The following is a 26,623-nucleotide window of genomic DNA, read 5'->3' as shown; positions in this document are numbered from 1 at the left end:
TCGATCCTCCCGCCGATGCCCCCTCGACGCCTGACCGTGCTTGCGCTGGTCCTCAGGCGCCGACCCCGACCCCCGTGGTCGCGGGCTCGAGATCGGCGGCTGAGCCGGCGAACTGCGCGGCATACAGGCGGGCGTAGGCCCCTCCGCGCTCGAGCAGCGCGGTATGCGTGCCCTGCTCGACGATGCGGCCCGCCTCCATGACGAGGATGAGGTCGGCGTCGCGGATCGTCGAGAGGCGGTGGGCGATGACGAAGCTGGTGCGGTCGCTGCGCAGCGCCGACATGGCCTGCTGCACGAGCAGCTCGGTGCGGGTGTCGACCGAGCTCGTCGCCTCGTCGAGGATGAGCAGGTCCGGCTGCGCGAGGAAGGCGCGGGCGATGGTGAGCAGCTGCTTCTCGCCGGCGCTGATGTTGCCGGCCTCCGAGTCGAGCACGGTGTCGTAGCCGTCGGGCAGGGAGTGCACGAAGCGGTCGACGTAGGTCGCCCTGGCCGCCTCGAGCACCTCCTCGTCGGTTGCCCCCGGGCGCCCGTAGGCGATGTTGTCCCGGATGGAGCCGCCGAAGAGCCAGGTGTCCTGCAGCACCATCCCGATGCGCGAGCGCAGGTCGTGCCTCGTCATCGCCGTGATGTCGACCCCGTCGAGGGTGATCCGGCCACCGTCGAGCTCGTAGAACCGCATGACGAGGTTGACCAGCGTGGTCTTGCCGGCCCCCGTCGGCCCGACGATCGCGACCGTCTGACCCGGATGCGCCACGAGGTCGAGGTCCTCGATCAGCGGCTGGTCGGGGTGGTAGGAGAAGGACGCGTGCTCGAAGGCGACCCGCCCACCCCCGCGCGGGACCGACTGCGCGGCAACGGGATCCGGCAGCTGCTCGGGGGCGTCGAGCACCTCGAAGATGCGCTCGGCCGACGCCACCCCCGACTGCAGCAGGTTGGCCATCGAGGCCACCTGGGTCAGCGGCTGGGTGAACTGCCGGGAGTACTGGATGAAGGCCTGCACGTCACCGAGGCTCATCGAGCCGCTCGCCACACGCAGCCCGCCGACGACCGCGATGGCGACGTAGTTGAGGTTACCGATGAACATCATCGCGGGCATGATGATGCCGCTGATGAACTGCGCGCCGAACGAGGCGTCGTAGAGCGTCTGGTTGGTGGCGTCGAAGCGCTCCTGCGCCTCCTTCTGCCGGCCGAAGACCTTGACGATGCCGTGACCGGTGAAGGTCTCCTCGACGATGCCGTTGAGGCTGCCGGTCTGCTTCCACTGGGCGGCGAAGCGGGCCTGGCTGCGCTTGGCGATGGCGCCCGTCACGAGCACCGACAGCGGGATCGTGACGAGGGCGATGAGGGCGAGCATCCAGGAGATCGAGAACATCAGCGCCACGACCGCGACGACCGTCAGCAACGACGTGAGCAGCTGCCCCATCGTCTGCTGCAGGCTCTGCTGGATGTTGTCGACGTCGTTGGTCACCCGGCTGAGCAGCTCACCGCGGGGCTGACTGTCGAAGTAGGGCAACGGGATCCGGTCGAGCTTGGCCTCGACGTCGGCGCGCAGGTCGTAGACCGTGCGGGTCACGACGTAGGCCAGGATGCGACCCGACACCCACTGCAGCAGGGCGGAGCCGACGTAGAGCGCGAGCACGAGGACGAGCACCTGCCCGAGGGCGGTGAAGTCGATGCCCCGCCCCGGCACCAGGTCGATTCCTGAGATCAGGTCAGCCATCTGGTTGTTGCCCTGGGCTCGCAGCCCGGCGATCACCTCCGCCTTCGAGGTGCCGGCAGGCACCCGCGAGCCGAGGTAGCTGCCGAAGTAGCCCTCGAAGATGATGTCGGTCGCCCGCCCCAGGATCTTGGGACCGATCGCGCTCAGGACCACGCTCACCACGGAGATGAGCAGCACGAAGAGGACTCGACCGCGCTCGGGCCGCAGCCGGCCGAGCAGCCGCCGGGCCGACGGGCCGAACTCGCGTGACTTCTCCCCGCCCATGGCCATGCCCATGGGCCCGTGGCCGCGACCGGCGTTGGAGGGCCCGCGTCGCGCGTCGGCCGCCTTCTCCTCGTCGCTCTTGACTCCCTCGCCACTCATACCGACACCTCCTGCGCCGCGCGCTGCGACTCGACGATCTCCTGGTACGTGGTGCAGCTCTCGACCAGCTCGTCGTGACGGCCCTGGCCGACGACCACCCCGTCGTCCAGCACGACGATGTGATCGGCGTCGATGATGGTCGAGACCCGCTGGGCCACGATGACCACCGTCGCCTCGCGCGTCACGGGCCGCAGCGCCTGCCGCAGGCGGGCGTCGGTCGCGAGGTCGAGCGCCGAGAAGGAGTCGTCGAACAGGTAGACCCCGGGGCGACGCACGAGCGCCCGCGCGATGGCCAGGCGCTGGCGCTGTCCGCCGGAGACGTTGGTGCCCCCTTGCGAGATCGGTCCGTCGAGCCCCTCGGGCATCTCCGCGACGAAGTCGGCGGCCTGCGCGATGCGCAGCGCCTCCCACAGCTGCTCGTCGGTGGCCTGGGGGTTGCCGTAGCGCAGGTTGCTGGCCACGGTGCCGGTGAAGAGGTAGGGCTTCTGCGGCACCAGCCCGATCCGGCTCCACAGCGTGTCGAGGTCGAGGTCGCGCACGTCGGTGCCACCGACGCTGACGACGCCGCCCGTCACGTCGAAGAGGCGCGGCACGAGCCCGACGAGCGTCGTCTTGCCGGCGCCCGTGCTGCCGATGACGGCGGTGGTCTGCCCCGGTCGGGCCCGGAAGGACACGCCCGTCAGGACTGGTGACGCAGCGCCCGGGTAGTGGAAGTCGACGTGGTCGAAGACCACCTCGGCGTCGGACGGCACCTCGGTCACCGGGTGGGCCGGCTCCGCCACCGACGACGCAGTGCCCAGGACCTCGCCGATGCGGTCGGCCGACACGGCAGCCCGCGGGATCATCATCGTCATGAAGGTCGCCATCATCACCGACATGAGGATCTGGATGAGATAGGCCATGAAGGCGGTCAGCTGACCGATCTGCATGTCGCCACTGTTGACCCGGCCGGCGCCGAACCACAGCACGCCGACGGTCGAGGCGTTGAGCAGGATCATCACGGTGGGGAAGATGATCGCCTGGAGGCGACCGACGTTGAGGGCCGTCGTGGTCAGCGACCGGTTGGAGGCGGCGAAGCGCTGCGTCTCGACGTCCTCGCGCACGAACGCCCGCACCACCCGGATGCCGGTGATCTGCTCGCGCAGCACCCGGTTGACGCTGTCGACCGAGGTCTGCATGGTGCGGAACTGCGGGATCATCCGCCGCACGATGAGCCCCACGACCAGCGCCAGGAGCGGCACGGCCACCGCGACGAGCCACGAGAGACCGACATCCTCCCGCAGGGCCATGACGATGCCGCCGACCATCATGATCGGGGCCGACACCATGAAGGCCAGGGCCATGAAGACGACCATCTGCACCTGGGTCACGTCGTTGGTCGTGCGCGAGATCAGGGTCGGGGCGCCGAAGCGGGCCACTTCCTGGGCCGAGAAGTCGAGCACGCGGTGGAAGACCGCTCCTCGCAGGTCGCGCCCCAAGCCCATCGAGGTCTGCGCGGCGAGATAGCTCGCCACCACGGTGACGACGATCTGGACCACGCTGACCCCCAGCATCCAGCCACCGATGCGGAAGATGTAGGCCGTGTCGCCGCGGGCGACGCCCTGGTCGATGATGCTCGCGTTGAGCGAGGGCAGGTAGAGCGAGGCGATGGTGCCGACGAGCTGGAGGACGACGACGACGGTGAGCCGGCCCCGGTAGGGGACGAGGTGCTCCCGGAGGATGCGGAGGAGCATCAGCTGGCCTTTCGGGTGGGGCGGGCGGGGGACGCGCAGGACACGGTGGGGCCGGCGGGGCCGGGGCCGGCGGGGCCGGCGGGATCGGCGGGATCGGCGGGCAGGAGCACCCCGGTGAGGAGCAGGTCGACGATCTCGTCGGGGGTGAGCAGGACGCCGTCGGCGAGGTGCTCGTGGCTGCCGGCGAAGGTCAGCAGCCGCATGTAGTGCAGGAGCCGGCCGGGCGGGCAGCGCAGCCGGTCGGCGTCGGGCTCGAGGAAGGCCAGCAGGTCCTGCAGACGGTGGTCGTGCCCGTCGTGACCGTCGTGCTGACGAGGGTCGCGCCCGGCGGGCCGTCCCCCGGCCGCGGGGTGGCCGTCCCCCGCGGCCCCGCCCACCCGGGGCACGACCCCGACGTGGCCGAGCTCGGGGGTGCAGCACTCGTGGGCGCCGGCAGGGAACCCGGGTGGGGCGGTGAGCCCGAGTGCGGCCATGAGTCCGAAGACCTCGACGAACCTGCGCTGGAGCAGGGTCACGATCGCCACCAGCCGCTCCCGCAGCGGCAGCGCGACGTCGACACCGGCCAGGCCCCGCCGGAAGAGCGCCGGGCAGAAGGCCGACGCCACGACGGCGTCGACAAGGTCGTCCTTGGTCTCGAAGACCCGGAAGATCGTGCCCTCGGCCACCCCGGCCGCCTCGGCGATCTCGCGGGTGGTGGGCACCGTGCCGCGGGCCGCGATGAGGTCGCGGGCGGCGTCGACGAGGCGGGCGCGCCGCTCCACGGGAGGCAGGGCGGTGGCGCGGGGGGTCATGACACGAGGGTAAGTGAGTGAGCACTCACTCAGCAAGGGCGACAGCGGCACCCGGCCACCGTGCACCCGTGCCCGGCCTTCGGGTCAACCGGCTTTCCCGGGGCGGGCGGTCGCCAGGCCCCGAGCTGGACTCGGCGCTCACCCCCCGAAGGTGTCGTCGACCCGCCTCCCGGTAGTGGTCCGCCCGACGACCGTTGCCTCCGCGGCGGAGGCCCGAGACGCCGTCGTACGGCGTGTCGCCGGGGGCAGTGGTCGTCGGGACGCCGCTCGCCATGCCCTCCGAGGCGCTGCGGAGGCTAACGGGGCCGGTCCGCGAGCGCCCGACGCAGCGTCCGGCCCATGACGTCGGCGAGGGGATGACCCCGCGGGGTGTAGTAGACGATGCCGCCCAGCGCCTGCTCGAGCGCGTTGACCCGGGCCCGCTCCCAGGTCGCGTCGTCGGCGCCGACCCGCTCCCGCAGCACCGACCGGGCCTGCGGGCCGAGGAGTGCCCACGCGCAGGCGAGATCGAGAGCCGGGTCCGCCCGCGAGAGGTAGCCCCAGTCGATGACGGCGCGGAGCCGGGAGCCGCGCACCAGGATGTTTCCCGGGATCAGGTCGCCGTGGGTCAGCACGGAGGGGACGGCGCGCGGCGCCTGCTCCGCCACCGCTCGGGAGGCCGCCAGGACCGACGTCACGGCACCGGCATCCACCCACCCGGGCAGGGGACCGGACGCGCCGTCGAGCCAGGCGTGGGCGCGCTGCAGCACGCCTTCGACTGGACCCCCGCGCTGACCCGTGCCCCGAAGGGGCACATCGAGGGCAGGTGCCCCCCGGAGGGCGAGCACCACGTCGGCCAGGTCGTCGGCCAGTCCGACGTCGTCGCGGTCGAGGTCGTGCCGGGCGTCCCACGCGTCCCGGCCGTCCAGCCAGGACAGCACCGCCCACGGGTAGGGGTAGGCCGCGGCCGGCTCCCCGAAATGCACCAGCCGCGGCACGGCGACCGGGACGAGGGGCGCGACGGCCCCCAGCGCCCCGGCCTCCTGGGCAAGGCTCGCCGCGGCACCCTCGGTCCGCGGCACGCGGACGACGAGGTGGTCACCCAGGCGCCACATCGCGTGGTCGGTTCCCGTCCCCCCGAGCGGGCGCAGCGGCCGCTGGGTCCACTGCGGACACTGCTCGAGCAGCAGCGCACGCACCACCGGCTCCCCGGTGTCGACCTCGTCGTCGTGGATCATCCGCATCGGGGACACTCTGCCAGCGCCCGGCGTCGCCGGTACGGGCCTGGCCCGACGACCCGGCAGCTGATGTCGAGGACCCCCGCCCGGACCGCCCGACGACGTTGTCAGGGTTCTTTCAAGGTTTTCTCAAGATCGGTTCAGCAACGTGGGAGTCCCATCCCCTCACCCGAGACTGGCCCGCCATGAACTCACGCCCCAGATCGCCCGCCCTACCGAGCCGGGCACGGCTCCGAGCCCTCGTCGCCAACCGATCCGAATCCCCGTCCCCCCGGCCCGGGAGGGCCCTCGCCGGTGGCACGGCCCTCGTGCTGTCCGCCGCCCTCCTCGCCCAGGTCCCGGGCACCGGGAGGGCGGAGGCCGCCCCCCTCGTGGGCAGCGGCTTCACCGTCACCGCCTCCGACCTCGCCTTCATCCTCAAGCAGATCAAGGTCTCCGAGCGACACGCCGCGACCCAGACCCCGGCCAACCCATGCGGCACGCTGGTCGGCACCCAGCCGAACCAGATCCCCGACCGGCTCACCGCCTACGGCCTGCGTACGGTCGACGGCTCGTGCAACAACCTCTTCGCCGGGCGGGAGACCTTCGCCGCGGCCGACGTGACGTTCCCCCGCCTCACGACGCCCCGCTTCGCGCCCGCCGACCCGGTGCCCCCCGGCTTCGGCCCGGCAGGGACGCCGACCTCGTACGCCCAGAAGAAGGGGTCGGTCTTCGACGCCCAGCCGCGTGAGGTGAGCAACCTCATCGTCGACCAGACCTCGACCAACCCCGCCGCCATCGCGGCGGCCGGCTTCCCGCAGCGCACTCAGGGCAACCCGGGCCTCTTCCCCTGCCAGGTCGACCCCGACCCGACGGCCGTCCCACCGGTGGAAGGCTCCCCGTCGAACTGCGTGCCCTCCCACCACACCCTCGACATCCCCAACGTCACGACCGACGTGGGGCTGTCGCCGCCCTACAACTCGTGGTTCACCTTCTTCGGGCAGTTCTTCGACCACGGCGTCGACCAGACGGTCAAGGGCGGGGGCACGGTCTTCGTGCCGCTGCACGACGACGACCCGCTCGTGACGGTCGGCCCGGACGGCAGGCCCGGCACCGGCGACGAGGTGCCGCCCAGCCAGCGCTTCATGGTGCTCACCCGGGCCCAGAACCAGCCCGGAGCCGACGGCATCCTCGGGGACAACCCGGCGACGCCCGGCGACGAGAGCGCCGACGACGTCCAGAACGCCGACAACACCGACACCCCGTGGGTCGACCAGAGCCAGACCTACACCTCGCACTCCTCCCACCAGGTCTTCCTGCGGCAGTACCTCACGAACGCCACCGGGGCACCGGTCTCCACCGGTCGACTGCTCGGTGGGATGCCGGGTGCGGCGGCGTCGGGCATGGCCACCTGGGAGTCGGTCAAGGCCCAGGCCGCGACGGTGCTCGGGCTGCGCCTCGACGACGCCGACGTGACGAACATCCCCATGATCGCCGCCGACCCCTACGGCAAGTTCCTCCCCGGCCCCGCCCGCGGGCTCCCGCAGTACGTCACCGGCACCGGACTCGTCGAGGGCGACCGGGTCACCCCGGTGCCGGTGCCGGCGAACGTCCTGCACTTCGACACGCCGTTCCTCACGGACATCGCGCACAACGCGGACCCCTCGCCGGCCGACCTCGACCACAACCCCGCGACGCCGCCCACGGCTCCGACGCCCGACCTCGACACCGTCGCCTCGGCCGACTTCGCCCTCCAGCCTGCGGGCACCTATGACGACGAGATGCTCAACGCGCACTTCATCGCCGGCGACGGGAGGGTCAACGAGAACATCGCCCTCACGGCGGTGCACCAGGTCTTCCACTCCGAGCACAACCGACTCGTCGACGCCATCAAGAACACGCTGTCGACCGACACCACCGCCGCCGGCGTCGCGGCCCTGCCGCAGTGGCAGCTCGCGACGGCGGACCACCCCGACGGGTGGAACGGTGAGCGGCTCTTCCAGGCCGCCCGCTTCGTCACCGAGATGGAGTACCAGCACCTCGTCTTCGAGGAGTTCGCGCGCAAGGTCCAGCCCGCCGTCCGGCCGTTCCACGTCTACACCCCCGACGTCGACCCGGCGATCAAGGCCGAGTTCGCCCACGCCGTCTACCGGTTCGGTCACTCGATGCTCGACGACGAGGTGGCCCGGCGCAACGCCGACGGGTCGAACAACTCGGTCCCGCTGCTCACCGGCTTCCTCAACCCGCCGGAGTACTTCAACGGCGGCTCCGCGGGGCGGCTGACACCCGAACAGGCCGCCGGCTCGATCATCATGGGCTCCTCCGACCAGATCGGCAACGAGCTCGACGAGTTCGTCGTCGAGACGCTCCGCAACAACCTGCTCGGCCTGCCGCTCGACCTGGCCACCCTCAACATGGCGCGGGCCCGCGAGACGGGCGTGCCCTCCCTCAACGGGGTGCGCCGCCAGCTCCACGCGGCGACGCTGGACGGTCAGCTCGCGCCGTACACGAGCTGGGCGGACTTCGGGCAGAACATCAAGCACGCCGAGTCCCTGGTGAACTTCGTGGCGGCCTACGGCCTGCACCCGTCGATCACCACTGCGACGACGCTCACCGGGAAACGCGCTGCGGCGAAGGCGATCGTCGACCCCACCACCGCCCCGGCCACCGACCCCTCGCTCATCCCAGCCGACGCCGCCGACTTCATGTTCGGAGCCGGCACGTGGACGGACACCGGCAACGGGACGACGAGCACTGGTGTGGACGCCGTCGACCTGTGGGTCGGCGGGCTCGCCGAGAAGACCAACCTCTTCGGCGGTCTGCTCGGGAGCACCTTCAACTACGTCTTCCAGAACCAGCTGGAGGACCTCCAGGACGGTGACCGGCTCTACTACCTGAACCGCACCGTCGGGATGAACCTGCGCACCCAGCTGGAGGGGAACTCCTTCGCCGAGCTCATCCAGCGCAACACCGAGGGGACCAACTCCCTCAAGGCGGACGCGTTCGCGACCGCGGACTGCCGCTTCCAGCTGGCCAACCTCGCGGGCACCCCCGCGGGCTTCACCCAGTTCGGCTCGACGGTCGCCGACGACCCGTCGACGACGGGTAAGTGCGACGAGTCCGTGCTGCTCCTGCGCAAGCCGGACGGGACGATCCAGTACCGCGCGACGAACGCCATCGACCCTCCCGGCATCAACGGCCAAGGCGTGTACAACGGCACCGACGCGGTCGACCGCATCTGGGGAGGCAACGACAACGACACCTTCTGGGGTGGCGCCGGCAACGACGTCATCGAGGGCAACGGCGGCGACGACGTGGCGCTCGGCGGCGACGGCAACGACCGGATCACCGACCTCGCGGGGGCCGACGTCCTCAAGGGCGGCCCCGGGAACGACTCGATCGACGGAGGGATCGGGGACGACATCCTCCTCGGGGGCGACGGCCAGGACCTGCTCAACGGTGGGGCCAACGACAACGAGACGTTCGCCGGTCCCGGCAACGACTTCGTCATGGCCGGCGCCGGAGCGGATGCCGTGTTCGGCGACGGAGGCGACGACTGGATCCAGGGCGGATCTGGCCAGGACCTGCTCATCGGTGACCACGGCGCGCCGTTCTTCGACGACCCCGCCGAGGTCCAGCCGGGCCACGACGTCTTCATCGGGCAGGTCGGCGAGAACGACTACGACGCCGAGGGCGGCGACGACATCATGTCGCAGAACGCGGCAGTCGACCGCAACGCGGGCGCCGGCGGGTTCGACTGGGCGATCCACCAGTACGACACCGTCGGGGCCGACGACGACATGGCCATCAACAACTTCCTTGCGGGCCAGCCCATCCAGGTCGTCGTCAACCGGGACCGCTGGCAGGAGACGGAGGGGAACTCCGGCTCGGCGCTCGACGACGTCATCCGGGGCGACAACGACGTCCCGAGGGCGATCGGGGGCGGTGGCTTCACCGGGTGCGACGTCCTCGACCAGGCCGGGGTGGACCGCATCGGCGGCCTCGCCCAGATCCTGCCGCCGTTGACCGGCGCCCTCGCCCCGGTGGTGGCGAACTCCGCCGCCGGTGCCTGCCCGCTCACGGGCCCGATCTGGGGTGAGGGCAACATCCTCATCGGTGGAGCGGGCAGCGACACGATCGAGGGCCGGGGGGGCGACGACATCATCGACGGCGACCGGGCCCTCACCGTGCGGATCAGCGTCAGGACCGACCCGGCCGTCCCCGCCACGGAGATCGGCTCGACCGACCTCCTGGAGCGCCAGTACCTCCGGGACGCGGCGGGTGCCCTCACGGGCCCGACCCTGCAGGCGGCCATCGCCGCCGGCACGGTCGACCCGGGCAACCTCGTCGTCGTGCGGGAGATCACCGTGACGCCGAGCGGGAGCGCGGTCGACACGGCCGTCTTCTCGGGACCGCGCTCCAACTACGTGTTCTCCGTCGTCAACGGGGCCCTGACGGTCACCCAGACCGGAGCGAACGTCGTGGGCCAGAGGGTCAGTGACGGGGTCGACACCCTGCGCAACATCGAGGCGCTGAAGTTCACGGACCAGACCCTCACGGTGCGCACCCCCGCGGCTCCCGGCATCGGGACAGCCGTCGCCGGCGACGCGTCGGCCACGGTCAACTGGACCCTCCCGACGCCGAACGGCGGTCCGGCGCCCTTCGGCTTCGAGGTCGTCGTCTCGACCGGTGGCACGCTGGTGAGGACGGTCACGGTGGCCAGCGCCACCGCGACGAGCGTCGTCGTGCGGAACCTCACCAACGGCACGGCGTACACCTTCCAGGTACGTGCGGTGAACACCTTCGGTGCCGGGGCGCTCAGTGCGTCGTCGAATACCGTCGTCCCACAAGGCGTCCCGGCGGCGCCGAGCCTCGTGACCGCGGTGGCCGGCAGCCAGTCGGCCACCCTCAGCTGGGTCCCCGGAGATCCTGGTGGCTCGCCCATCACGGGGTACCAGATCGCGGTCCGCGTGGCCGGGGTCACCGTGCGCACCGACAGCGTCACCGGAGCCGTCTCGGCGGCCACGGTAACCGGGCTGACCAGCGGGACGCGGTACACCTTCGTCGTGCGAGCCGTCAGCGCGGCGGGGCTGGGGGCGGCTTCGGCCCCCTCCAACGGCGTCGTCCCGACAGCCGCTGTCACAGTCCCCGGGGCCCCGGTGATCGGCGTGGCCGCGTCGGGACCCGTCGGCGGAGGACGGCAGGTCGTCGCCAACTGGAGCCCGCCCTCCAGCACCGGAGGGAGCCGGATCACCGGCTACGAGGTCACGGCCCTCCAGATGGCCGCGGACGGCGTGACCCCGACGGGGGTCCAGGTCGTCGTCACCGTGGGTGCCGCCGCCCGGACCCGCACCATCGCGGTCCCGGCCGGCACCTACCGGGTCGAGGTGCGGGCCATCAACGCCATCGGGACGGGCGCCTCCTCGGCCCGCTCGAACCCGGTGGTCGCGAGGTGACCCCCGCCTGAGCGTCGACGCCCCCCGGCCCCACCGGGGGGCGTCGGCGTGACCGGGCTCAGGGCACGAGGAGGCCGTCGGCCACGAGGTCGCGCAGGAACGGGAGGGCCCGCACGACGACGGTGTCGACCTCCTGCTCGAGCAGGTCGGCGATGGCGGCGAGGGCCGCCCCGGCCGTCAGGGTGCCGTCGCACACCGACAGCAACCCCGCGACGACGGTGTCGATCCGGACGACCCGGCGCAGGCCGCCGCCCTGCCGGGCCAGCACGACGCTGGGGTCGTCCTCCCCGAAGCGGCCATGGCTCTCCGACGTGACGTCGTCCGCGCAGCGCCAGGCGACGCCCAGCAGGTCGGCGTCACCATGCTCGGCCAGCCAGGTGCGCGCGGCCAGCGCCGCCTCGACCGTGGCCCCCAGCGCCGGGGAGACCGGGCCGGTCACCTCGAGCAGGTCCACCCAGGGGGCCCGGTCGGTCACCGGGCGCTGGAGGGTGACCACCCCGAAGCCGATGCGCTCGACGCCGCGGGTGGCGAAGTCGGCCAGCCACGCGGCATACAGGTCGGTGAAGCCCGCGACGCCCGGTCGGGAACCGCCGTCGCGGGCCCACAGCTCGGCATACTCCGCCGGGTCCTGGTCCTCGCGCTGCACGACGAGCGCGTCGAGGCCGGTGCCGCCGAGCCAGCCGACCCACCGGTCGCGCCAGGTCGCGCCCTGCGACACCTCCCAGTTGCCGAGGAACTGGGCCACGCCGCCGGGCTCGAGGTGATCCCCTACCCCCCGGACGAGGGCCTCGACGAGGCCGTCGCCGACGAGCCCGCCGTCGCGGTACTCGTAGAGCGGCGCCCCCTCGCTGCGCGGGGTGATGACGAAGGGCGGGTTGCTGACCACGAGGTCGAATCGCTCCCCCGCCACCGGATCGAGCAGGCTCCCCTCGCGCAGGTCGAGGTCGAGGCCGGCGAGCGCGGCGTTGAGGCGGGCGTAGGCCAGTGCGCGCACCGAGACGTCGGTGGCCACGATGCGCGCCGCGTGGCCGGCCAGGTGCAGCGCCTGCACCCCGCAGCCGGTGCCGAGGTCGAGGGCGGAGCGCACCGGTCGCCGGATCGTCCACTGGGCCGCCGTGGTCGAGGCGGAGCCGATGCCGAGCACGTGGGTCGGCAGCAGCGGCTCCCCCGTGGAGGCCTCCACCAGGTCCGAGGCGACCCACCAGTCGTGCTCGTCGTCGCCATACGGTCGCAGGTCGCACCGGGGCTGCACCTGGGCGTCCTCCCCCACCCGGACCAGCCGCAACGCCTCGGCCCCCCGGGCCGTCAGGGTCGGCAGGGCCGCGTCGAGGGCGGCGACGGTCACCGTGCGGCCGAGGGCGAAGAGGCGCACGAGCACCGCCAGGGCCCCTGGTGCGTCACGGGTCACGAGGTCGGCGGGCAGGATCTGCTCGCGCATGAGCGCGGCGCCTGCGACGGGGCCGAGCAGCGCCTCGACCCGGTGGACGGTGTATGCCGCTGCCGCGAGGTCGGCGCGCAGGGCGGCGACGAGCTCGGGCACCTCCGCGGGGTCGAGGGGGCCGCCGTCACCCGGTTGAGGCGTCATGCCGCCAGCGTAGGTGGGCGCCGCACCCCGTCAGACGACGAGGGGCCGCCCGCTCGTGCGGACGGCCCCTCGTGGCGGTGACGACCGCCCGGGTCAGACCCGCGAGCCGACGCCCTCGGACTCGTCGAAGCCGTCCTTCTCGAGGTCGACCGGGCCGGTGCCGGCGCCGGTCGTCTCGCGCTGCATCGGCTCGTCGTCGTCGTCGCCACCGACGGCGATGTCGCGCGACTTCGAGATGGCGACCGCCGCGACGACGATGACCAGCGCGATGGCCGCGATGCCGTAACGGACCAGCAGGTTCTTCCCGTCGCCGATGCTGAGGGTGATGATGGCCGGGGCGATGAGCACCGCCACGAGGTTCATCACCTTGATGAGCGGGTTGATCGCTGGGCCGGCGGTGTCCTTGAACGGGTCACCGACCGTGTCGCCGATGATCGCCGCCTCATGGGCCGCTGAGCCCTTGCCGCCGTGGTTGCCGTCCTCGATGATCTTCTTGGCGTTGTCCCACGAGCCGCCGGAGTTGGCGAGGAAGACCGCCATGAGGGCGCCGGAGCCGATGGCGCCGCCGAGGAACCCGGCGAGCGACCCGATGCCGAGACCGAAGCCGACGATGATCGGCGTCAGGGCTGCGAGCAGGCCCGGGGTGGCCAGCTCACGCAGGGAGTCCCTGGTGCAGATGTCGACGACCCGGCCGTACTCCGGCTTCTCGGTGTAGTCCATGATCCCCGGGTGCTCGCGGAACTGGCGACGCACCTCGACGACGATCGCCCCGGCCGCACGGGTGACCGCGTTGATGGCCAGGCCGGAGAAGAGGAAGACGACGGCCACGCCGAGGATGAGCCCGACGAGCACGTTGGGGGTCGAGATCTGCAGGTCGACGAGCGACGAGATGCTCCGCTGCAGCTCGACCACCTGGTCCTGCGAGATCGTGCCGGCCTGCACCTGCGCCGACAGGGACGCGACGATCGGTTTGAGCGCCCCCTGCCACGCGTCGGAGTAGGACCCGAAGAGCGCCGTGGCCGCGAGCACCGCCGTGGCGATCGCGATGCCCTTGGTGATCGCCTTGGTCGTGTTGCCGACCGCGTCGAGGTCGGTGAGGATCTGGGCTCCCTCACCGTCGACGTCGCCCGACATCTCGGCGATGCCCTGCGCGTTGTCGGAGACCGGGCCGAAGGTGTCCATGGCCACGATGACGCCGACCGTCGTCAGCAGGCCGGTGCCCGCGACGGCCACGAAGAAGAGCGCCAGCGTGGGCACGCCCGCGCCGAGCAGGAAGGCGCCGTAGACCGCGCCCGCGATGATGACGGCGGTGTAGACGGCCGACTCGAAGCCGACCCCGATGCCGGATAGGACCACGGTGGCCGCGCCGGTGCGGGTGGTGCGTGCGACGTCCATCGTGGGGCGCTTGTCGGTGCCGGTGAAGTAGCCGGTCAGCCACAGGATGACGGCGGCGAGCACGATGCCGAGCAGGACCGCGATCGACGCGCGGATCCGCAGCCCGTCGACGCTGGCCTGCGTCACCTGCTGCGTGGCGGCGTCGACCTTCTGCGCCACCGAGGCCGGAAGGTAGAGGAAGACCGCCACGATGGAGAGCACCGCGGCGATGGCCGCCGAGGTGTAGAAGCCCTGGTTGATCGCCGAGAGGGCGTTCTGGCCCGGCTTCACCCGGGTGATGAAGACCCCGAGGATGGCCGTGACGGCGCCGATGGCGGGGATCAGCAGCGGGAAGATCAGGCCGGCGTCGCCGAGTGCCGCGGAGCCGAGGATGAGCGCGGCGACGAGCATCACGGCATACGACTCGAAGAGGTCGGCGGCCATGCCGGCGCAGTCGCCGACGTTGTCGCCGACGTTGTCGGCGATCGTCGCGGCGTTGCGCGGGTCGTCCTCGGGGATGCCGGCCTCGACCTTGCCGACCAGGTCGGCGCCGACGTCGGCGGCCTTGGTGAAGATGCCGCCGCCGACGCGCATGAACATCGCGAGCAGCGCCGCGCCGAAGCCGAAGCCCTCGAGCACCTTGGGGGCGTCGGCCTTGTAGATGAGCACGACGACGGCCGCGCCGAGCAGGCCGAGCCCGACCGTGGCCATGCCGACGGTGCCGCCGGTGCGGAAGGCGATCTTCATCCCCTTGTCACGGTCGCCGTCGCGGGCCGCCGACGCGACGCGCACGTTGGCCTTCACCGCGAGCGACATGCCCAGGTAGCCGATGGCTGCCGAGAAGCCCGCGCCGACGAGGAAGAAGCCCGAGCGCCCCAGCTTGATGGCGACGTCGGGGGCCGGCAGCAGGAAGAGCAGGCCGAAGACGATGACGACGAAGTAGACCAGCGTCTGGAACTGCCGCCGGAGATAGGCCTGCGCCCCCTCCTCGACGGCGTCGCCGATGCTGCGCATGCTCTCCGTGCCGGCGTCGTAGGCGAGGACCTGTCGTCGGAAGTACATCCCGAAGGCGAGGGAGATCACCGCGATGGCGAGGACGGCCAAGACCAACGTGAGGTCCTTGCCGCCCAGAGCCGCAGCAGCGACGGGGGCGAGTTGGGGCATTCGGCACATCCTCCTTGAAGTGCGAGACCACCTCGGGCGCGATCGAGCGCGCACGGGGTGCCTGGTCGCTGGCGACGTTACCGTCCGGTCGCCGCCGCCCCATCAAACCAGAGTGTGACCGCTGTCACCCCATGGGGCCCGCTGCGCCAGCACTGCGGGCACGGTGGGTGACCGGCGCCACCGAAGGGCTAGCGGGCCGCGACGGCCTCGTCGACGGTGCGGTGGATCTCGAAGACCTTGTCGAGCCCCGTGATGGCGAAGACCTTGAGCACGCGCTCGTTGGCGGTCACCAGGCGCATGGAGCCACCGACCGCCCGCACGAGCTTGAGCCGCCCCACGAGCACCCCCAGCCCCGTGGAGTCCATGAAGGTCACCGCCGAGAGGTCGATGACCAGGTGGTGCTCACCGCGCTCGATGACCGCGTCCAACCGGTCGCGCAGCGTCGAGACCGTATAGACGTCGATCTCGCCCGCGACATGGACAACCGTCCGCGCGTCACCCTGTGACGTCGTGATGTCAAGATCCATGGCCGTGTCGTCGTCCCTCGTGTCTCGCGTACACCCTGCCCCGTGCGGATGACGCGAACCTTACTCGCCCTCGGGGAGTGACGGTGTCGGCCCGTAACGTGGGCCGGGATGTCGACCTCCTCCGGCCCGCCCCGGCGACCCCCCGCCGAGCTCCTCACCCTGCTCGCCCGGGGCGAGCGGGCGCCGCGGCTGCGCCACGTGCGCCGGGTGCCGGCGCGTGAGGCCGAGACCGCGCCGCTGCCCGGCTGGGTCACCCCCTCGCTGGGTGCCGCCCTGACCGGGTCAGGGGTCGAGCACCTCTGGAGCCATCAGGCGCTCGCGGCCGAGACGGCCCACGCCGGGGAGCACGTGGTGATCTCGACCGGCACGGCCTCGGGCAAGTCGCTCGGCTACCTGCTGCCCGTGCTCTCCGACGTCGTGGATGGCGCCTCCGCCCCGACGGGTCGGGGGGCCACCGCGCTCTACCTCGCCCCCACGAAGGCCCTGGCCCACGACCAGCTGGCCCGGCTCGAGGCGCTGGCGCTCCCCGGGCTGAGGGCGGCCACCTACGACGGGGACACCTCGCCCGAGGAGCGGCGCTGGGTGCGCGAGCACGGGGCCTACGTCCTGACCAACCCCGACCTGCTGCACCACTCGCTGCTGCCGGGGCACGAGCGCTGGGCCTCGTTCCTGCGGGCGCTGCGCTACGTCGTCATCGACGAGTGCCACGTCTACCGGGGCGTCTTCGGCACCCACCTGGCCCTCGTGCTGCGGCGGCTGCGGCGGGTCGCGGCGCGCTACCACGCCGACCCGACCTTCGTGCTCGCCTCGGCGACGGTCGCCGACCCGGCGGGGCACGCGTCCCGCCTGGTGGGGGTGCCGGTGCGCGCGGTCAGCCACGACGGCTCCCCGCGGGCGGCCCTGACCTTCGGGCTGTGGGAGCCGGGCGCCGTGCCCGGCCCGGCGCCGAGCGGGCCGATGGGTGCGGCGACGCCCGACGGCCGACGACGCAGCGCCGTCGCCGAGGCGGCCGACCTGCTCGCCGACCTCGTGGCCGACGGGGTGCAGACGGTGGCCTTCGCCCGCTCGCGCAGCGGGGTCGAGGTCGTGGCGTCGGCGGCCCGCGAGCGGCTGCGTGGGCGTGACCCCGCCCTCGCCGACAGCGTCGCCGCCTATCGGGGCGGATACCTGCCCGAGGAGCGGCGGGCCCTCGAGACGGCTCTGCGGTCCGGCGAGATCAGGGGCCTGGCCGCGACCAACGCGCTCGAGCTGGGCATCGACGTGAGCGGTCTCGACGCGGTGCTGCTCGCCGGGTGGCCCGGCACCCGGGCGTCGCTGTGGCAGCAGGCCGGGCGGGCGGGGCGCTCGGGTGAGGAGTCCCTCGCCATCTTCGTGGCCGGCGACGACCCGCTCGACACCTACCTGGTGCAGCATCCGGAGGCCATCTTCGACACCCCGATCGAGGCCGCGGTGGTCGACCCCGACAACCGCCACGTGCTGACCCCGCACCTCGCGGCTGCCGCGGCCGAGCTGCCGATCACCGCGGCCGACGAGGCCTGGTTCGGGCCGGGGATGACGGCCGGCCTCGACGACCTCGTGGCCCGCGGCATGCTGCGACGGCGACCGACCGGCTGGTTCTGGACCCGCGCCGACCGGCCCGGCGAGCACCTCAGCCTCCGCGGCATCGGTGAGACCGTGCGCATCGTCGAGGGTCGCACCGGGCGCGTGCTCGGCACGATCGACGCCACCCGAGCCCTCACCGTTGTCCACCCCGGCGCCGTCTACGTGCACCAGGGGCGCAGCTTCGTCGTCACCGACCTCGACCTCGAGGAGGCAGCCGCGGTGGTCGTGCCCGGCGACCCCGGATGGTCGACCCAGGCCCGGGTGGTCAGCGCCTTCGACATCACCGCCACGGAGCGCGAGCACGACCTCGGCGCGGTGCACTGGTGCTTCGGGTCGGTCGAGGTGCGCACCCGGGTGACATCCTTCGTGCGGCGCCTGCCGACCGGCGAGGTGATCGGGGAGCACGCCCTCGAGCTGCCGGAACGCACCCTCGCCACCAAGGCGGTCTGGTACACCGTGACCCCCGAGCGGCTCGAGGCGGCGGGTATCGACGAGGCCACGGTGCCCGGCGCCGCCCACGCCGCTGAGCACGCCGCGATCGGCCTGCTCCCTCTCGTGGCGACGTCGGACCGCTGGGACGTCGGCGGGGTCTCCACCGCCCTCCACCCCGACACGGGGCTGCCCACGGTGCTCGTCTACGACGGCCACCCCGGTGGGGCCGGCTTCGCCGAGCGCGGATTCCAGGCCGGGCGGGCCTGGCTGGAAGGCACCCGCGAGGCCGTGTCAGGGTGCCGCTGCGAGACCGGGTGCCCCTCGTGCGTGCAGTCGCCCAAGTGCGGCAACGGCAACCAGCCTCTGGACAAGGCGGCAGCGGTGCGACTGCTCGACCTGGTGCTGGAGGCCATGGGCCCCCGGACCGCCTCGCCGTCCCCCTCACCGTTCCCGTCAGCGTCCCCCTCACCGTCGCTGGTCGTCACCGCGCCGGCCCCGCCCGGGCCCGGGCCGAGGCCGGCCCGAGTGTGACGTCGACGACGACCCCGCCGCTGCCTTCGTCGGCGCTACAGGCCCGCAGGGTCGCACCGTTGGCTGACGCCACGAGGCTCGCCCTCGCGCAGGCCGCCCCCGCCGATGCTGCGCCCGCGAGGGACCCCGCCGCGGCAAGGGCCGCCAGGTCGGCCGCCGACCTCGCCTGGTGGGTGGCCCGCACCACCCCGGCCAGCAGCAGCGCGCACAACCCGACGACCGCCAGCAGGGCCAGGCCACCGACCACCAGCACGCTGCCCGACCCTTCGTCCCGGCGGCCCACCACCTCACCCTGAGGCCCCGGTGACTCCGACGCCGTGACCCTCACGGGCCGCTCCCGCCCCCGAGGTCGTCCACGGTCTCGAGGTCGGCCACCGCGGTCGACGAGACGTCGAGCCCCCAGCCCAGGAGGGGAAGGGACCGACGAACGGCGACGGTGACGGAGACCTGTGACCCCCCGACCACCGTGCTGGTCCGCGCCCCGGGTGGCCCGGCCTGCGACGCCGAGACCAGGGCCCGCGCCAGGGGGTCGCCCCTGGCCAGGCCTCGCGCGGCGACCCGGGCCGCGTCGACGCACCGCACCCGGTCGACCCCCACGGTCAGGGCCCCGAGCACGACGGCCAGGACGAGGACGAGCGCGGGGATGGCCAGGGCGAGCTCGGCCGTGACCATCCCCCCGTCGCGGACTCGGACGTGGACACCGTCGCGGACATGGCCGCGCGCCCGGCGACGCCCGACGTCCGGCACGTCAGCCCGCCACCCCGAGGGCGGTGGTGATCACCGAGGTCAGCGCCGCCTTCACCGGCCCCGACCGCACGATGGCGAGCAGCACGACGGCGAAGCCGCAGGCGGCCAGCGTGCCCACGGCATACTCCGCGGTGGTCATACCCGCGTCGACCCGGCGCCGCACCAGGCGCCATCGGGTGCTCAAGGACTGCTTCATACGAATCTCCCTCTCCTGCTTGACATCCCGAAGGACGGCGACCGATCGGGCCACTCCCCCATCGTGGGTTCGTCGGCCCTCGAGGGACCGCGTCCGCCAGGGAGGCTGTGGACGAGGCGGCGCCGCCGGGGGGTTGAGGACAACCGGGTAGGTTGACGCGATGGACCTTCGCGTGATCGACGAGAGCAACCACCTGGGAGCCTTCGCGGGCCAGCTCGGGATGACGTTCGAGAAGATGGACGGAGACGGCATCGTGGCCCGGTGGGAGGCTGCCCCTCCGCTGCACCAGCCCTACGGCATCGTCCACGGGGGGGTCCACTGCACCGTGGTCGAGACCCTGGGGAGCATGGCTGGTGCCCTGTGGCTGGGCGACCGGGGCCAGGTCGTCGGCGTCAGCAACTCGACCGACTTCTATCGGGCGGTCTCCTCCGGCTGGCTCACGTCGACCGCCACTCCCGTGCACCGAGGTCGCTCCCAGCAGGTATGGCTCGTCGAGACCCACGACGAGGAGGGCCGCCTGGTCGCGCGCGGCCAGCTCCGCCTGCAGAACCTCACCGCCGCCTCCTCCTGACGGCTCCCTCCACGGCCCGCCGTGGTGGGAGCGGATCCGCCCAGCATGCGCCAGACTGTGCCTGGTGTGGTGGCGCCCGCCGCAGGACCGCAGGTGCCGCACTGCGCTTCGCGCAGGTGGGCACCCGCCCGTGCACGACAGGTCGCGGAGCGCCACCACCGCCCACCGTTCAACGGCAGGACCGTGACCCGTGACCCCGATGAGCATCTGGCCCGCGCGCTGGCCTGGGGCTGCCTCGACGCGCCGGAGTGGACCCAGCGCGGGCTCGTCGCCGCCGGGGCCGAGACCCTCGGTCACCGGTACGGCTGGATGCGTCAGGTCGTCAGACCGGTCGCCGCGGCCTACCACCGCGCACCCGTCGACCGCCCGCACGAGCTGGCGAGGTTCTTGCTCGCGTCCACCACGCTGCTCACCCACACCGGGCGAGCCCGGCAGCGGGGCACGCCGGTCCGCGTCCGGACGATCGCGCTCGGTGCGGCTGGCCCGGGACCCCGACGGTGGCCCGTTCCGCCTGTGCACGACCTCGCATCGCTCGCTGGGCTGCTGGAGCTCCCGCTCGAGCAGCTGACCTGGGCTGCCGACACGAAGGGACTGCAGCGGCGGACCCCGCCCGGACCGCTGCACCTCTATCGCTATCAGTGGGTCTCGCGTCCGGGCGCCGTCCCCCGGCTCCTCGAGGCGCCCACGCCCCTGCTGCGGGCGGTGCTCCGACGCACCCTCGAGGGGGTGCTCAGGTGGGTGCCGGTCGACCCGGCCGCCCACGGGTTCGTGCGCGGACGCAGTGCGCTGACCAACGCGGCCGCCCACGTCGGGGCGCAGACCCTCGTCTGCCTCGACCTGCAGACGTTCTTCGCGACCATCACCGTCGCCCGGGTCAAGGGCCTCTTCCGCTCGATGGGCTACCCGGAGACGGTGGCCTGGACCCTGGCCTGCCTGTGCACCCACCAGAAACCGGTGGCCGTGCTGAGCCGGATGCCCGCGGGGGGCGACAGCTCCGACCGTCATCGGCTCCGGGCTCGGCTGCGCGCCCGGCACCTGGCGCAGGGGGCCCCGACCTCACCCGCCTTGGCCAACCTCGCCTGCGTCACCCTCGACCGGCGCCTCACGGGCTACGCCGCCGCCGCAGGCCTGACCTACACCAGGTATGCCGACGACCTCGCCTTCTCCGGACGAGAGGTCGAATCCGCCCGGCTGATCCGGGTCGCGGGCACGATCGCCCGCGAGGAGGGGTTCATGATCAACACGAGCAAGACGCGCGTCAGGAACGCCCACCAGCGACAGGAGGTCACCGGCCTGGTGACCAACGAGCGGCTGGGAGTGCCGCGCGACTACCACGACCAGCTCCGCGCGGTGCTCCACGACGCCAGGCTCCACGGCGTGGTGGTCGCCAACCGGTCGGGGCACACCCACTTCCGCGCCCACCTCGACGGCCGCGTCGGCTGGGTCGAGTCGGTCAACCCGGTGCGTGGCCGGCGCCTGCGCGCCGACTTCGAGGCGATTGCGTGGCCCGATCGATAGGTGGCTGCTCCGGTTCGGACGGTTGGGCCCAGCCCGGCAGGTCGAGCCACCCGCACAGCCCACGCCGCCACCACCGGTCGCCTCGAGCAGGGTCGTGAGGTCCTCGGGCCGCAGGAGCCAGGAGGATGGACCACGACGCCCCCATCCGCCGAGTGCTGGCCACCGCCTCCGACGGCTCAGGTCTGTCAACGTCTGGCCCGTGCCGCGGCGAGAGCAGGCATCTGCTGCGCCGGGACACCACGGACGCACAAGGACGGTCTCACCCCAGGACCTGCACCGACAGGGCGACCACGAGCGGGACCACGGTGGTCAGGAGGAAGGCCGGGAGGAAGGCCAGCCCCAGAGGCGCCACGAGCAGCACGCCCACCCTGGCCCCCGCCGCGTCGAGGGCGGCCAGCTCGGCGGCACGCTGGTCACGCGACGCCTCCACCAGCAGCCGTGAGGGCGGGATCCCGGCCCGTGCGGCCACGGCCAGGACCCGGGCCACGGACGTCCAGCCCGGGTCGGCCGTCGTCCAGGCCAGGCGCGCCCCGACCCCCCAGCGTCGGGCAGCGGAGACCGAGCGGAGATGGGCCGCCACCGTGCCGTCACTGACCCGGGCGACCGCCTCGATCGCCTCCACCTCACCGCATCCGGAGCGCAGGGCCACGGCGAGCAGCACCATCGTGGCGGCGACGTCGTCGACCTCGAGCGGGCCGAGCCGGCCGGGCGACCGGTCGGAGTCGGGCGTCGAGGACGTCAGGAGCCCGACCCGGACGGCGGACCGCCTGCGGGGCAGCAGCAGGACGGCCAGCGCGACGAGGACCGCCGCGGCGCCCCCGACCATCAGGGCAGCTCGGCAGCGGTGAGCGGGCGGCTGACCGAGCGAAGCAGCCGGGCGCACCAGGCCCGCCCGAGCAGGAGGAGCAGGAGCCCCGCCAGCACACAGACCGAGCCGACGCCGGAGTAGAGCTGCGGCAGCGAGATGCCCATCGCGGTCGCCACGAGGGGGCCGACGAGGGGCAGGAGGGTCAGGATCCGTGCGGTGGCCCGCGGGCCGGCGACGGCGACCTCGAGTCGCTGGCTCCTGGCGATCCGCGCTCGGACGGCCGATGCCGCCTCGGCCACCGACTCGGCGAGCGGCGCACCGAGCGTCTCCGACAGCTCCCACGCACGGGCCACGAAGCCTCCCTCGGTCGACCCGGCCGCAGCCGAGTGGACAGCCCAGACGGGGGCGAGCGGCCGACCGCAGGCGGCCTCCACCCGCAGCTGGTCGGTCAACGAGGCGACCCACCCCGAGGGTCCGGTCGCCTGGTCGTCGAGGTCCCCTCCTCGGTCCACCTCGCCCACCCCTTCCCAGTCCCCTCCGAGGGCCAGGGCGACCGGGAGCCCTGCTCGGAGCGCCGGCACGAGCAGGTCGAGCAGCGCCACCAGATCGGGGTCACCGGCGCGCCGGCGTCCCCGCCACCGACCCGCCCGCGCCGCCAGCCGTCCCGGGGCCCCACGGCGCCGTCGACGTCCCGGGAGTCCAGCGCCCAGCACCGACCCCCACGGTGACTGCCCCCTCGCCGCGTCCACCGACCCCCAGCGCGGGGGCCGGACCAGCACGGCCAGGGTCAGCAGGGCCCCGGCCAGTGCGGCGGCCCCCGTCGTCACGAGCCGACCCCGTGCTGCCGGGAGAGCCCGCCTGTCACGTCGAGACCAGCGAGCGCGGCCAGCTCGGGCCACGCCGGTCCCGTCGTCACCGAACGGCCGTCCCACGTCAGCGCCTCGACCGATCGCGGTGCCCGGTCGGGTGACCCCGCGGGTGCGGGTCGCACCACGGCCACGGTCTCGAGGCGACGACCGCGCCCGGACCGGGGGTCAGCCGCCACGCTCCTGCGCACGTGCAGGATCACCCTGACGGCCGACACCAGCTGGGCGTGGACGGCGGCCGGGGTCATGCCTCCCAGTGCGCCCAGGGCCTCGAACCGGGGCACGACGTCGTGCGCGGTGTTGGCGTGCACGGTGCCGCACCCGCCCTCGTGTCCGGTGTTGAGGGCGCTCAGCAGCTCACGGACCTCGGCGCCCCGCACCTCCCCGACGACCAGACGGTCGGGTCGCATCCGCAGCGCCTGCCGCACCAGCACCGCGAGCGTGACCTCTCCGGCGCCCTCGACGTTGGCCGGTCTGGCCTCGAGGCGCACGACGTGCGGGTGCTGCACGGCGAGCTCGCGCACGTCCTCGACGAGGACCAGCCGCTCGTCGGCACCCGTGAGCGCGAGCAGCGCAGCGAGCAGTGTCGTCTTGCCTGCCCCGGTGCCACCCGAGACGACGAAGGCGACCCGTCGCACCATCAGCGCCTGCAGCACGTCGAGCCACTCGACGGGGAACATGCCCGCCGCGCCGAGCTCGGCGAGCGAGACCCGTCTCGATCCCGGCACCCGGAGGGTGAGGTGGGGGCCGCCGGCGACGAGCGGAGGCAGGATCGCGTGCATCCGCACCCCCGAGGGCAGCTGGCCGTCGACGTAGGGCGCCGTCTCGTCGAGCCGGCGCCCAGCGAGCCCGGCCAGCCGCACCACCAGGTGCCGTCGCGCCTCGACGTCGCCGAGGTCGAGGTCGACCCGCTGCATGCCGGCTCCCCGGTCGACCCAGACCGATCCGTCACCGTTGACGGCGACGTCGGTGACCCCGGGCTCGGCGAGCAGGGGATCGAGCGGCCCGGCGCCCAGCAGCTGCGAGCGCAGGCCCCGGTCGAGCCCGCGCACACCGCCGGTGCCCAGGGTGGCCAGGCCGGTGGTGGCCACCTCGCGGATGGCGTCACCACCGGGGGCGACGCCCCGCCTGATCTGCTGCCAGACCGGGCTCTCGTCGCCGAGGCGGCGGCTCATGCCGGCGCCGGCCGGGGGTGGTGGGCCGGCACGTGGGCCAGCACACGAGCCAGCACCGGGTCGAGGGCGCGGACGAAGGGACCGGGCCGACGCCCGGGAGCGAAGCCGTGGGTCAGGTCGGCCGGCACCGATCGGTCGTCGGGGACGATCCCCCACACCGGCGCGCCCAGCTGGGCCTGCACCACGGGCACGAGCGCACCGGCCTCGGGGTCGGAGGCCGAGCGGGCCCGCAGGAGCACCCCGGTCCCGTCGGGGCGGGAGAGCATGCCGAGCACCGCCGACAGCGCCGCGACCTGCGTCAGGCTCGTGCCGGCCAGCACGAGGTGCAGGTCCAGCGGCGGGGCACCCCCGGGCATCCGGTCGGCGCGGGGCAGGTCGAGCACCACGAGGTCGCACACGGCGACCAGTGCCCGCAGGAGCGCCCCCACCACCTGAGGCGGGACCGGCTCGCCGTGACGCCCGTAGGAGAGCACCCGCACCCCGTCGGCCCGGGGCAGGGTCGGCAGCACCGCCTCGCCGTCGGCCTCTCCGTCGAGCGCACCCAGGTCGCTCCACCGGGTGCCGGGCGTCTGCTCGAGCCCGAGGACGATGTCGAGACCACCGCCGAGGGGGTCGAGGTCCACCGCGACCGTGCCACGCCCCACCGCCACGGCGCGCACGGCCAGCGCCGCGGTCACGACGGAGGCCCCCAGCCCTCCCGATGCCCCGGTGACCGCGAGGAGCGCGCCACCGGGCGGAGGTGGTCGCACCGCGGTGGCGGGGGTCGAGGTCATGACCCGAAGACTTCTGCGACGCGGCCACCGACACCAGCGGGGGGCCCCTCCCCTGTGGACAGCGGAAGCGGGAGCCGGGGTTGGGGATGCCCGGCGTGAGGTGGGCCCCCGCCGGTCAGACCGACGGGGGCCACCGGCGCGCTGACACCGGGGGGAAGTCAGCGGGTCGGTCGCTCGACCCCGAGGGGGAGCGCCTCCATTGTGCTCCCCCACGTGGTGATCACGCCATCTTCGTCACCATCCGGTTCCGCCCTCCCTGCACCAGTTGTCACCCGACCCGTGGACGAAGGTGGTGGCACCCTCCCCGGGGGGAGGATGCCACCGAACCGCAACTTCCTGCGGGTGACCAAGCGTGCACTTCACCGTAGTGTCGCTCCGGGACAAGCCCGGTGGTCGACGGTCCAGACAGGGACTGGCCGCGCGTGGGTGCCCGAGGCAACCGCGGTGGTCCTTCACGACCCTGAGGTCGTGCCCTCAGTTCTACTCCCCCTCGAGCCGGGAAACCAGTCTTGACGGCAGGCGCCCAGAAGAGGACAGTTCGCCCCTCACCCGAGCCGACCGGCCCTGACCGCCTCGCAGATCGCCTCGCCCTCTGCGGCGCCCACCACCACCGCGTCGGCGCACTGACGCAGCCACAGGGCGACCCCGGGACCGCCCCCCGTCGCGTAGGCCGTCAGCGCCCCGAGGTAGGCCGCTGAGCCACCTGCTCCGCCACCCAGGTGCCCGACCTCGGGGACCGCGACCCCGGTGGGGTCGAGCCCACCGGCCTGCACGATGACGCGCTCGAGCGCCCTGGCCACCAGACCGTTCCCGCGCACGAACGGTCGCACGGTGGCGACCTCGGCGTGCGCCAGGCCGGCGAGGACGACCACGGGGATGCCGTCGCGCGGGGCGGTGAGCAGCTCGGCGAGCGCGGCCAGCCGCAGGTCCACGACGGGGGCAGGGGGTGCCTCACCGAGGTCGACGAGCTCGAGCACCGGCTCGTCGTCGCGACGCGGCCGGCCGACCTGCTCGTCGGGCAGCAGCCCGCTCATCGCCGCCACGTGCAGGCGGGCGACCACCTGCAGCGGCGCCGAGAACACCAGCGACGCGAGCGACTCCGCCTCCGACGTCACCCTCGTCGCCGCCCGCACCACCTGCTCGACCGGATCAGGGGACGACGACCAGCCGACAGCTCCGCGCACCCGGTCCCGCACGAGGTCGACCGGCATCGACGCGCCGTCGAGGGCGGCACTGGCCCGGGCCCCCCGCACGCGCGACTCAGCCGCCGCCTCGGGGATCCGACGACGCAGGGCCTCGTGGAACCGCAGGCGGGTGCAGGCCTCCCGGGCCGCGTCAGCCGCCTCGGCGACGCCGGGGAGCCCGGCCAGGGCCGCGAGCGAGGCCCGCAGGGCAGCAGGGTCGGTCACCACGCGACCCTACGGCCCCCGGAGCAGCAGGAGCGTATGCGGTCCGTCACCCATCCACCCATCCACCCGCCCACGCGGGCCCGGGC

At 73.4% G+C, this 26,623-nt stretch carries 19 protein-coding genes; 4 read left to right on the top strand and 15 right to left on the bottom strand.

The annotated features are described in order from the left end of the window. Window positions 1–52 precede the first annotated feature (52 nt). The 4 genes from V3N99_13725 to V3N99_13710 all read right to left on the bottom strand — a co-directional run bounded on the left by V3N99_13725 (window position 53) and on the right by V3N99_13710 (window position 5,830). The gene (locus V3N99_13725) at window positions 53–2,083 is read right to left on the bottom strand and encodes an ABC transporter ATP-binding protein (protein MEO3937799.1); all 2,031 of its coding nucleotides are present in this window, start codon (window positions 2,081–2,083) and stop codon (window positions 53–55) included. After that, entirely contained in the window at window positions 2,080–3,816 is a 1,737-nt protein-coding gene (locus tag V3N99_13720; GenBank protein ID MEO3937798.1) for an ABC transporter ATP-binding protein, read from the bottom strand. The genes V3N99_13725 and V3N99_13720 overlap by 4 nt, the downstream gene beginning before the upstream one ends. Then, the gene (locus V3N99_13715; GenBank protein MEO3937797.1) at window positions 3,816–4,607 is read right to left on the bottom strand and encodes a helix-turn-helix domain-containing protein; all 792 of its coding nucleotides are present in this window, start codon (window positions 4,605–4,607) and stop codon (window positions 3,816–3,818) included. Before V3N99_13715 ends, V3N99_13720 begins: the two co-directional genes overlap by 1 nt. 296 nt (window positions 4,608–4,903) lie before the next feature. After that, window positions 4,904–5,830, bottom strand: a complete 927-nt coding sequence (locus V3N99_13710) for a phosphotransferase (GenBank protein ID MEO3937796.1) — start codon at window positions 5,828–5,830, stop codon at window positions 4,904–4,906. 179 nt (window positions 5,831–6,009) lie between these two features. Between V3N99_13710 and V3N99_13705 the strand changes: the two genes are divergently transcribed. Then, the gene (locus V3N99_13705) at window positions 6,010–11,259 is read left to right on the top strand and encodes a peroxidase family protein (protein MEO3937795.1); all 5,250 of its coding nucleotides are present in this window, start codon (window positions 6,010–6,012) and stop codon (window positions 11,257–11,259) included. A 58-nt stretch (window positions 11,260–11,317) separates the two neighbouring features. Here the strand turns inward: V3N99_13705 and V3N99_13700 are convergent, their stop codons facing one another. From V3N99_13700 to V3N99_13690, 3 genes are all read right to left on the bottom strand, one after another. Further along, complete coding sequence (locus V3N99_13700) at window positions 11,318–12,844, bottom strand: class I SAM-dependent methyltransferase (protein MEO3937794.1); 1,527 nt, start codon at window positions 12,842–12,844, stop codon at window positions 11,318–11,320. Window positions 12,845–12,937: 93 nt separating this feature from the next. Continuing rightward, window positions 12,938–15,382, bottom strand: coding sequence for a sodium-translocating pyrophosphatase (locus V3N99_13695; protein ID MEO3937793.1), 2,445 nt, complete (start codon window positions 15,380–15,382; stop codon window positions 12,938–12,940). 188 nt (window positions 15,383–15,570) lie between these two features. Beyond that, window positions 15,571–15,909 carry an STAS domain-containing protein gene (locus V3N99_13690; protein MEO3937792.1) on the bottom strand — a complete coding sequence of 113 codons (339 nt, stop codon included), beginning with the start codon at window positions 15,907–15,909 and terminating at the stop codon, window positions 15,571–15,573. A 108-nt stretch (window positions 15,910–16,017) separates the two neighbouring features. Between V3N99_13690 and V3N99_13685 the strand changes: the two genes are divergently transcribed. Further along, window positions 16,018–18,474, top strand: coding sequence for a DEAD/DEAH box helicase (locus tag V3N99_13685; GenBank protein ID MEO3937791.1), 2,457 nt, complete (start codon window positions 16,018–16,020; stop codon window positions 18,472–18,474). Here V3N99_13685 and V3N99_13680 read toward each other — a convergent pair. From V3N99_13680 to V3N99_13670, 3 genes are all read right to left on the bottom strand, one after another. Further along, on the bottom strand, window positions 18,425–18,757 hold the full coding sequence (locus V3N99_13680; protein MEO3937790.1) for an Rv3654c family TadE-like protein: 333 nt from the start codon (window positions 18,755–18,757) through the stop codon (window positions 18,425–18,427). The genes V3N99_13685 and V3N99_13680 overlap by 50 nt on opposite strands. Window positions 18,758–18,798: 41 nt before the next feature. Then, entirely contained in the window at window positions 18,799–19,146 is a 348-nt protein-coding gene (locus tag V3N99_13675) for a TadE family type IV pilus minor pilin (GenBank protein MEO3937789.1), read from the bottom strand. Between the two features lie 76 nt (window positions 19,147–19,222). Continuing rightward, on the bottom strand, window positions 19,223–19,417 hold the full coding sequence (locus tag V3N99_13670; GenBank protein MEO3937788.1) for a DUF4244 domain-containing protein: 195 nt from the start codon (window positions 19,415–19,417) through the stop codon (window positions 19,223–19,225). A gap of 160 nt (window positions 19,418–19,577) precedes the next feature. On the opposite strand from V3N99_13670, the gene V3N99_13665 reads away from it, so the two are divergent. Beyond that, entirely contained in the window at window positions 19,578–19,988 is a 411-nt protein-coding gene (locus tag V3N99_13665; protein ID MEO3937787.1) for a PaaI family thioesterase, read from the top strand. Window positions 19,989–20,171: 183 nt separating this feature from the next. Further along, entirely contained in the window at window positions 20,172–21,506 is a 1,335-nt protein-coding gene (locus tag V3N99_13660) for a reverse transcriptase family protein (protein ID MEO3937786.1), read from the top strand. 259 nt (window positions 21,507–21,765) lie between these two features. Here the strand turns inward: V3N99_13660 and V3N99_13655 are convergent, their stop codons facing one another. From V3N99_13655 to V3N99_13635, 5 genes are all read right to left on the bottom strand, one after another. Further along, window positions 21,766–22,332, bottom strand: a complete 567-nt coding sequence (locus tag V3N99_13655; protein MEO3937785.1) for a type II secretion system F family protein — start codon at window positions 22,330–22,332, stop codon at window positions 21,766–21,768. After that, a complete protein-coding gene (locus tag V3N99_13650) occupies window positions 22,332–23,141 on the bottom strand; it encodes a hypothetical protein (protein ID MEO3937784.1) in 810 nt (269 codons plus the stop codon). Before V3N99_13650 ends, V3N99_13655 begins: the two co-directional genes overlap by 1 nt. Next, entirely contained in the window at window positions 23,138–24,355 is a 1,218-nt protein-coding gene (locus V3N99_13645) for a TadA family conjugal transfer-associated ATPase (GenBank protein MEO3937783.1), read from the bottom strand. Before V3N99_13645 ends, V3N99_13650 begins: the two co-directional genes overlap by 4 nt. After that, window positions 24,352–25,128: a hypothetical protein gene (locus tag V3N99_13640; GenBank protein MEO3937782.1), complete on the bottom strand. Its 777-nt coding sequence runs from the start codon at window positions 25,126–25,128 to the stop codon at window positions 24,352–24,354. The genes V3N99_13645 and V3N99_13640 overlap by 4 nt, the downstream gene beginning before the upstream one ends. A 545-nt stretch (window positions 25,129–25,673) precedes the next feature. Next, a complete protein-coding gene (locus V3N99_13635) occupies window positions 25,674–26,537 on the bottom strand; it encodes a Fic family protein (GenBank protein ID MEO3937781.1) in 864 nt (287 codons plus the stop codon). Between the last annotated feature and the right edge of the window lie 86 nt (window positions 26,538–26,623).

The sequence above is a fragment of the Dermatophilaceae bacterium Soc4.6 genome (assembly GCA_039889245.1).
GTDB lineage: Bacteria > Actinomycetota > Actinomycetes > Actinomycetales > Dermatophilaceae > Lapillicoccus.
The sequence above is the reverse complement of the archived record's forward strand: the minus strand, read 5'-3'. Positions and strand labels throughout refer to the sequence as shown.

What these genes read in the sequence shown, in the direction of transcription:
- V3N99_13725 (MEO3937799.1), bottom strand. Translation starts at nt 2,083, where the DNA reads ATGAGTGGCGAGGGAGTCAAGAGCGACGAGGAGAAGGCGGCCGACGCG.
- V3N99_13720 (MEO3937798.1), bottom strand. Translation starts at nt 3,816, where the DNA reads ATGCTCCTCCGCATCCTCCGGGAGCACCTCGTCCCCTACCGGGGCCGG.
- V3N99_13715 (MEO3937797.1), bottom strand. Translation starts at nt 4,607, where the DNA reads ATGACCCCCCGCGCCACCGCCCTGCCTCCCGTGGAGCGGCGCGCCCGC.
- V3N99_13710 (MEO3937796.1), bottom strand. Translation starts at nt 5,830, where the DNA reads ATGCGGATGATCCACGACGACGAGGTCGACACCGGGGAGCCGGTGGTG.
- V3N99_13705 (MEO3937795.1), top strand. Translation starts at nt 6,010, where the DNA reads ATGAACTCACGCCCCAGATCGCCCGCCCTACCGAGCCGGGCACGGCTC.
- V3N99_13700 (MEO3937794.1), bottom strand. Translation starts at nt 12,844, where the DNA reads ATGACGCCTCAACCGGGTGACGGCGGCCCCCTCGACCCCGCGGAGGTG.
- V3N99_13695 (MEO3937793.1), bottom strand. Translation starts at nt 15,382, where the DNA reads ATGCCCCAACTCGCCCCCGTCGCTGCTGCGGCTCTGGGCGGCAAGGAC.
- V3N99_13690 (MEO3937792.1), bottom strand. Translation starts at nt 15,909, where the DNA reads ATGGATCTTGACATCACGACGTCACAGGGTGACGCGCGGACGGTTGTC.
- V3N99_13685 (MEO3937791.1), top strand. Translation starts at nt 16,018, where the DNA reads ATGTCGACCTCCTCCGGCCCGCCCCGGCGACCCCCCGCCGAGCTCCTC.
- V3N99_13675 (MEO3937789.1), bottom strand. Translation starts at nt 19,146, where the DNA reads ATGGTCACGGCCGAGCTCGCCCTGGCCATCCCCGCGCTCGTCCTCGTC.
- V3N99_13670 (MEO3937788.1), bottom strand. Translation starts at nt 19,417, where the DNA reads ATGAAGCAGTCCTTGAGCACCCGATGGCGCCTGGTGCGGCGCCGGGTC.
- V3N99_13665 (MEO3937787.1), top strand. Translation starts at nt 19,578, where the DNA reads ATGGACCTTCGCGTGATCGACGAGAGCAACCACCTGGGAGCCTTCGCG.
- V3N99_13655 (MEO3937785.1), bottom strand. Translation starts at nt 22,332, where the DNA reads ATGGTCGGGGGCGCCGCGGCGGTCCTCGTCGCGCTGGCCGTCCTGCTG.
- V3N99_13645 (MEO3937783.1), bottom strand. Translation starts at nt 24,355, where the DNA reads ATGAGCCGCCGCCTCGGCGACGAGAGCCCGGTCTGGCAGCAGATCAGG.
- V3N99_13640 (MEO3937782.1), bottom strand. Translation starts at nt 25,128, where the DNA reads ATGACCTCGACCCCCGCCACCGCGGTGCGACCACCTCCGCCCGGTGGC.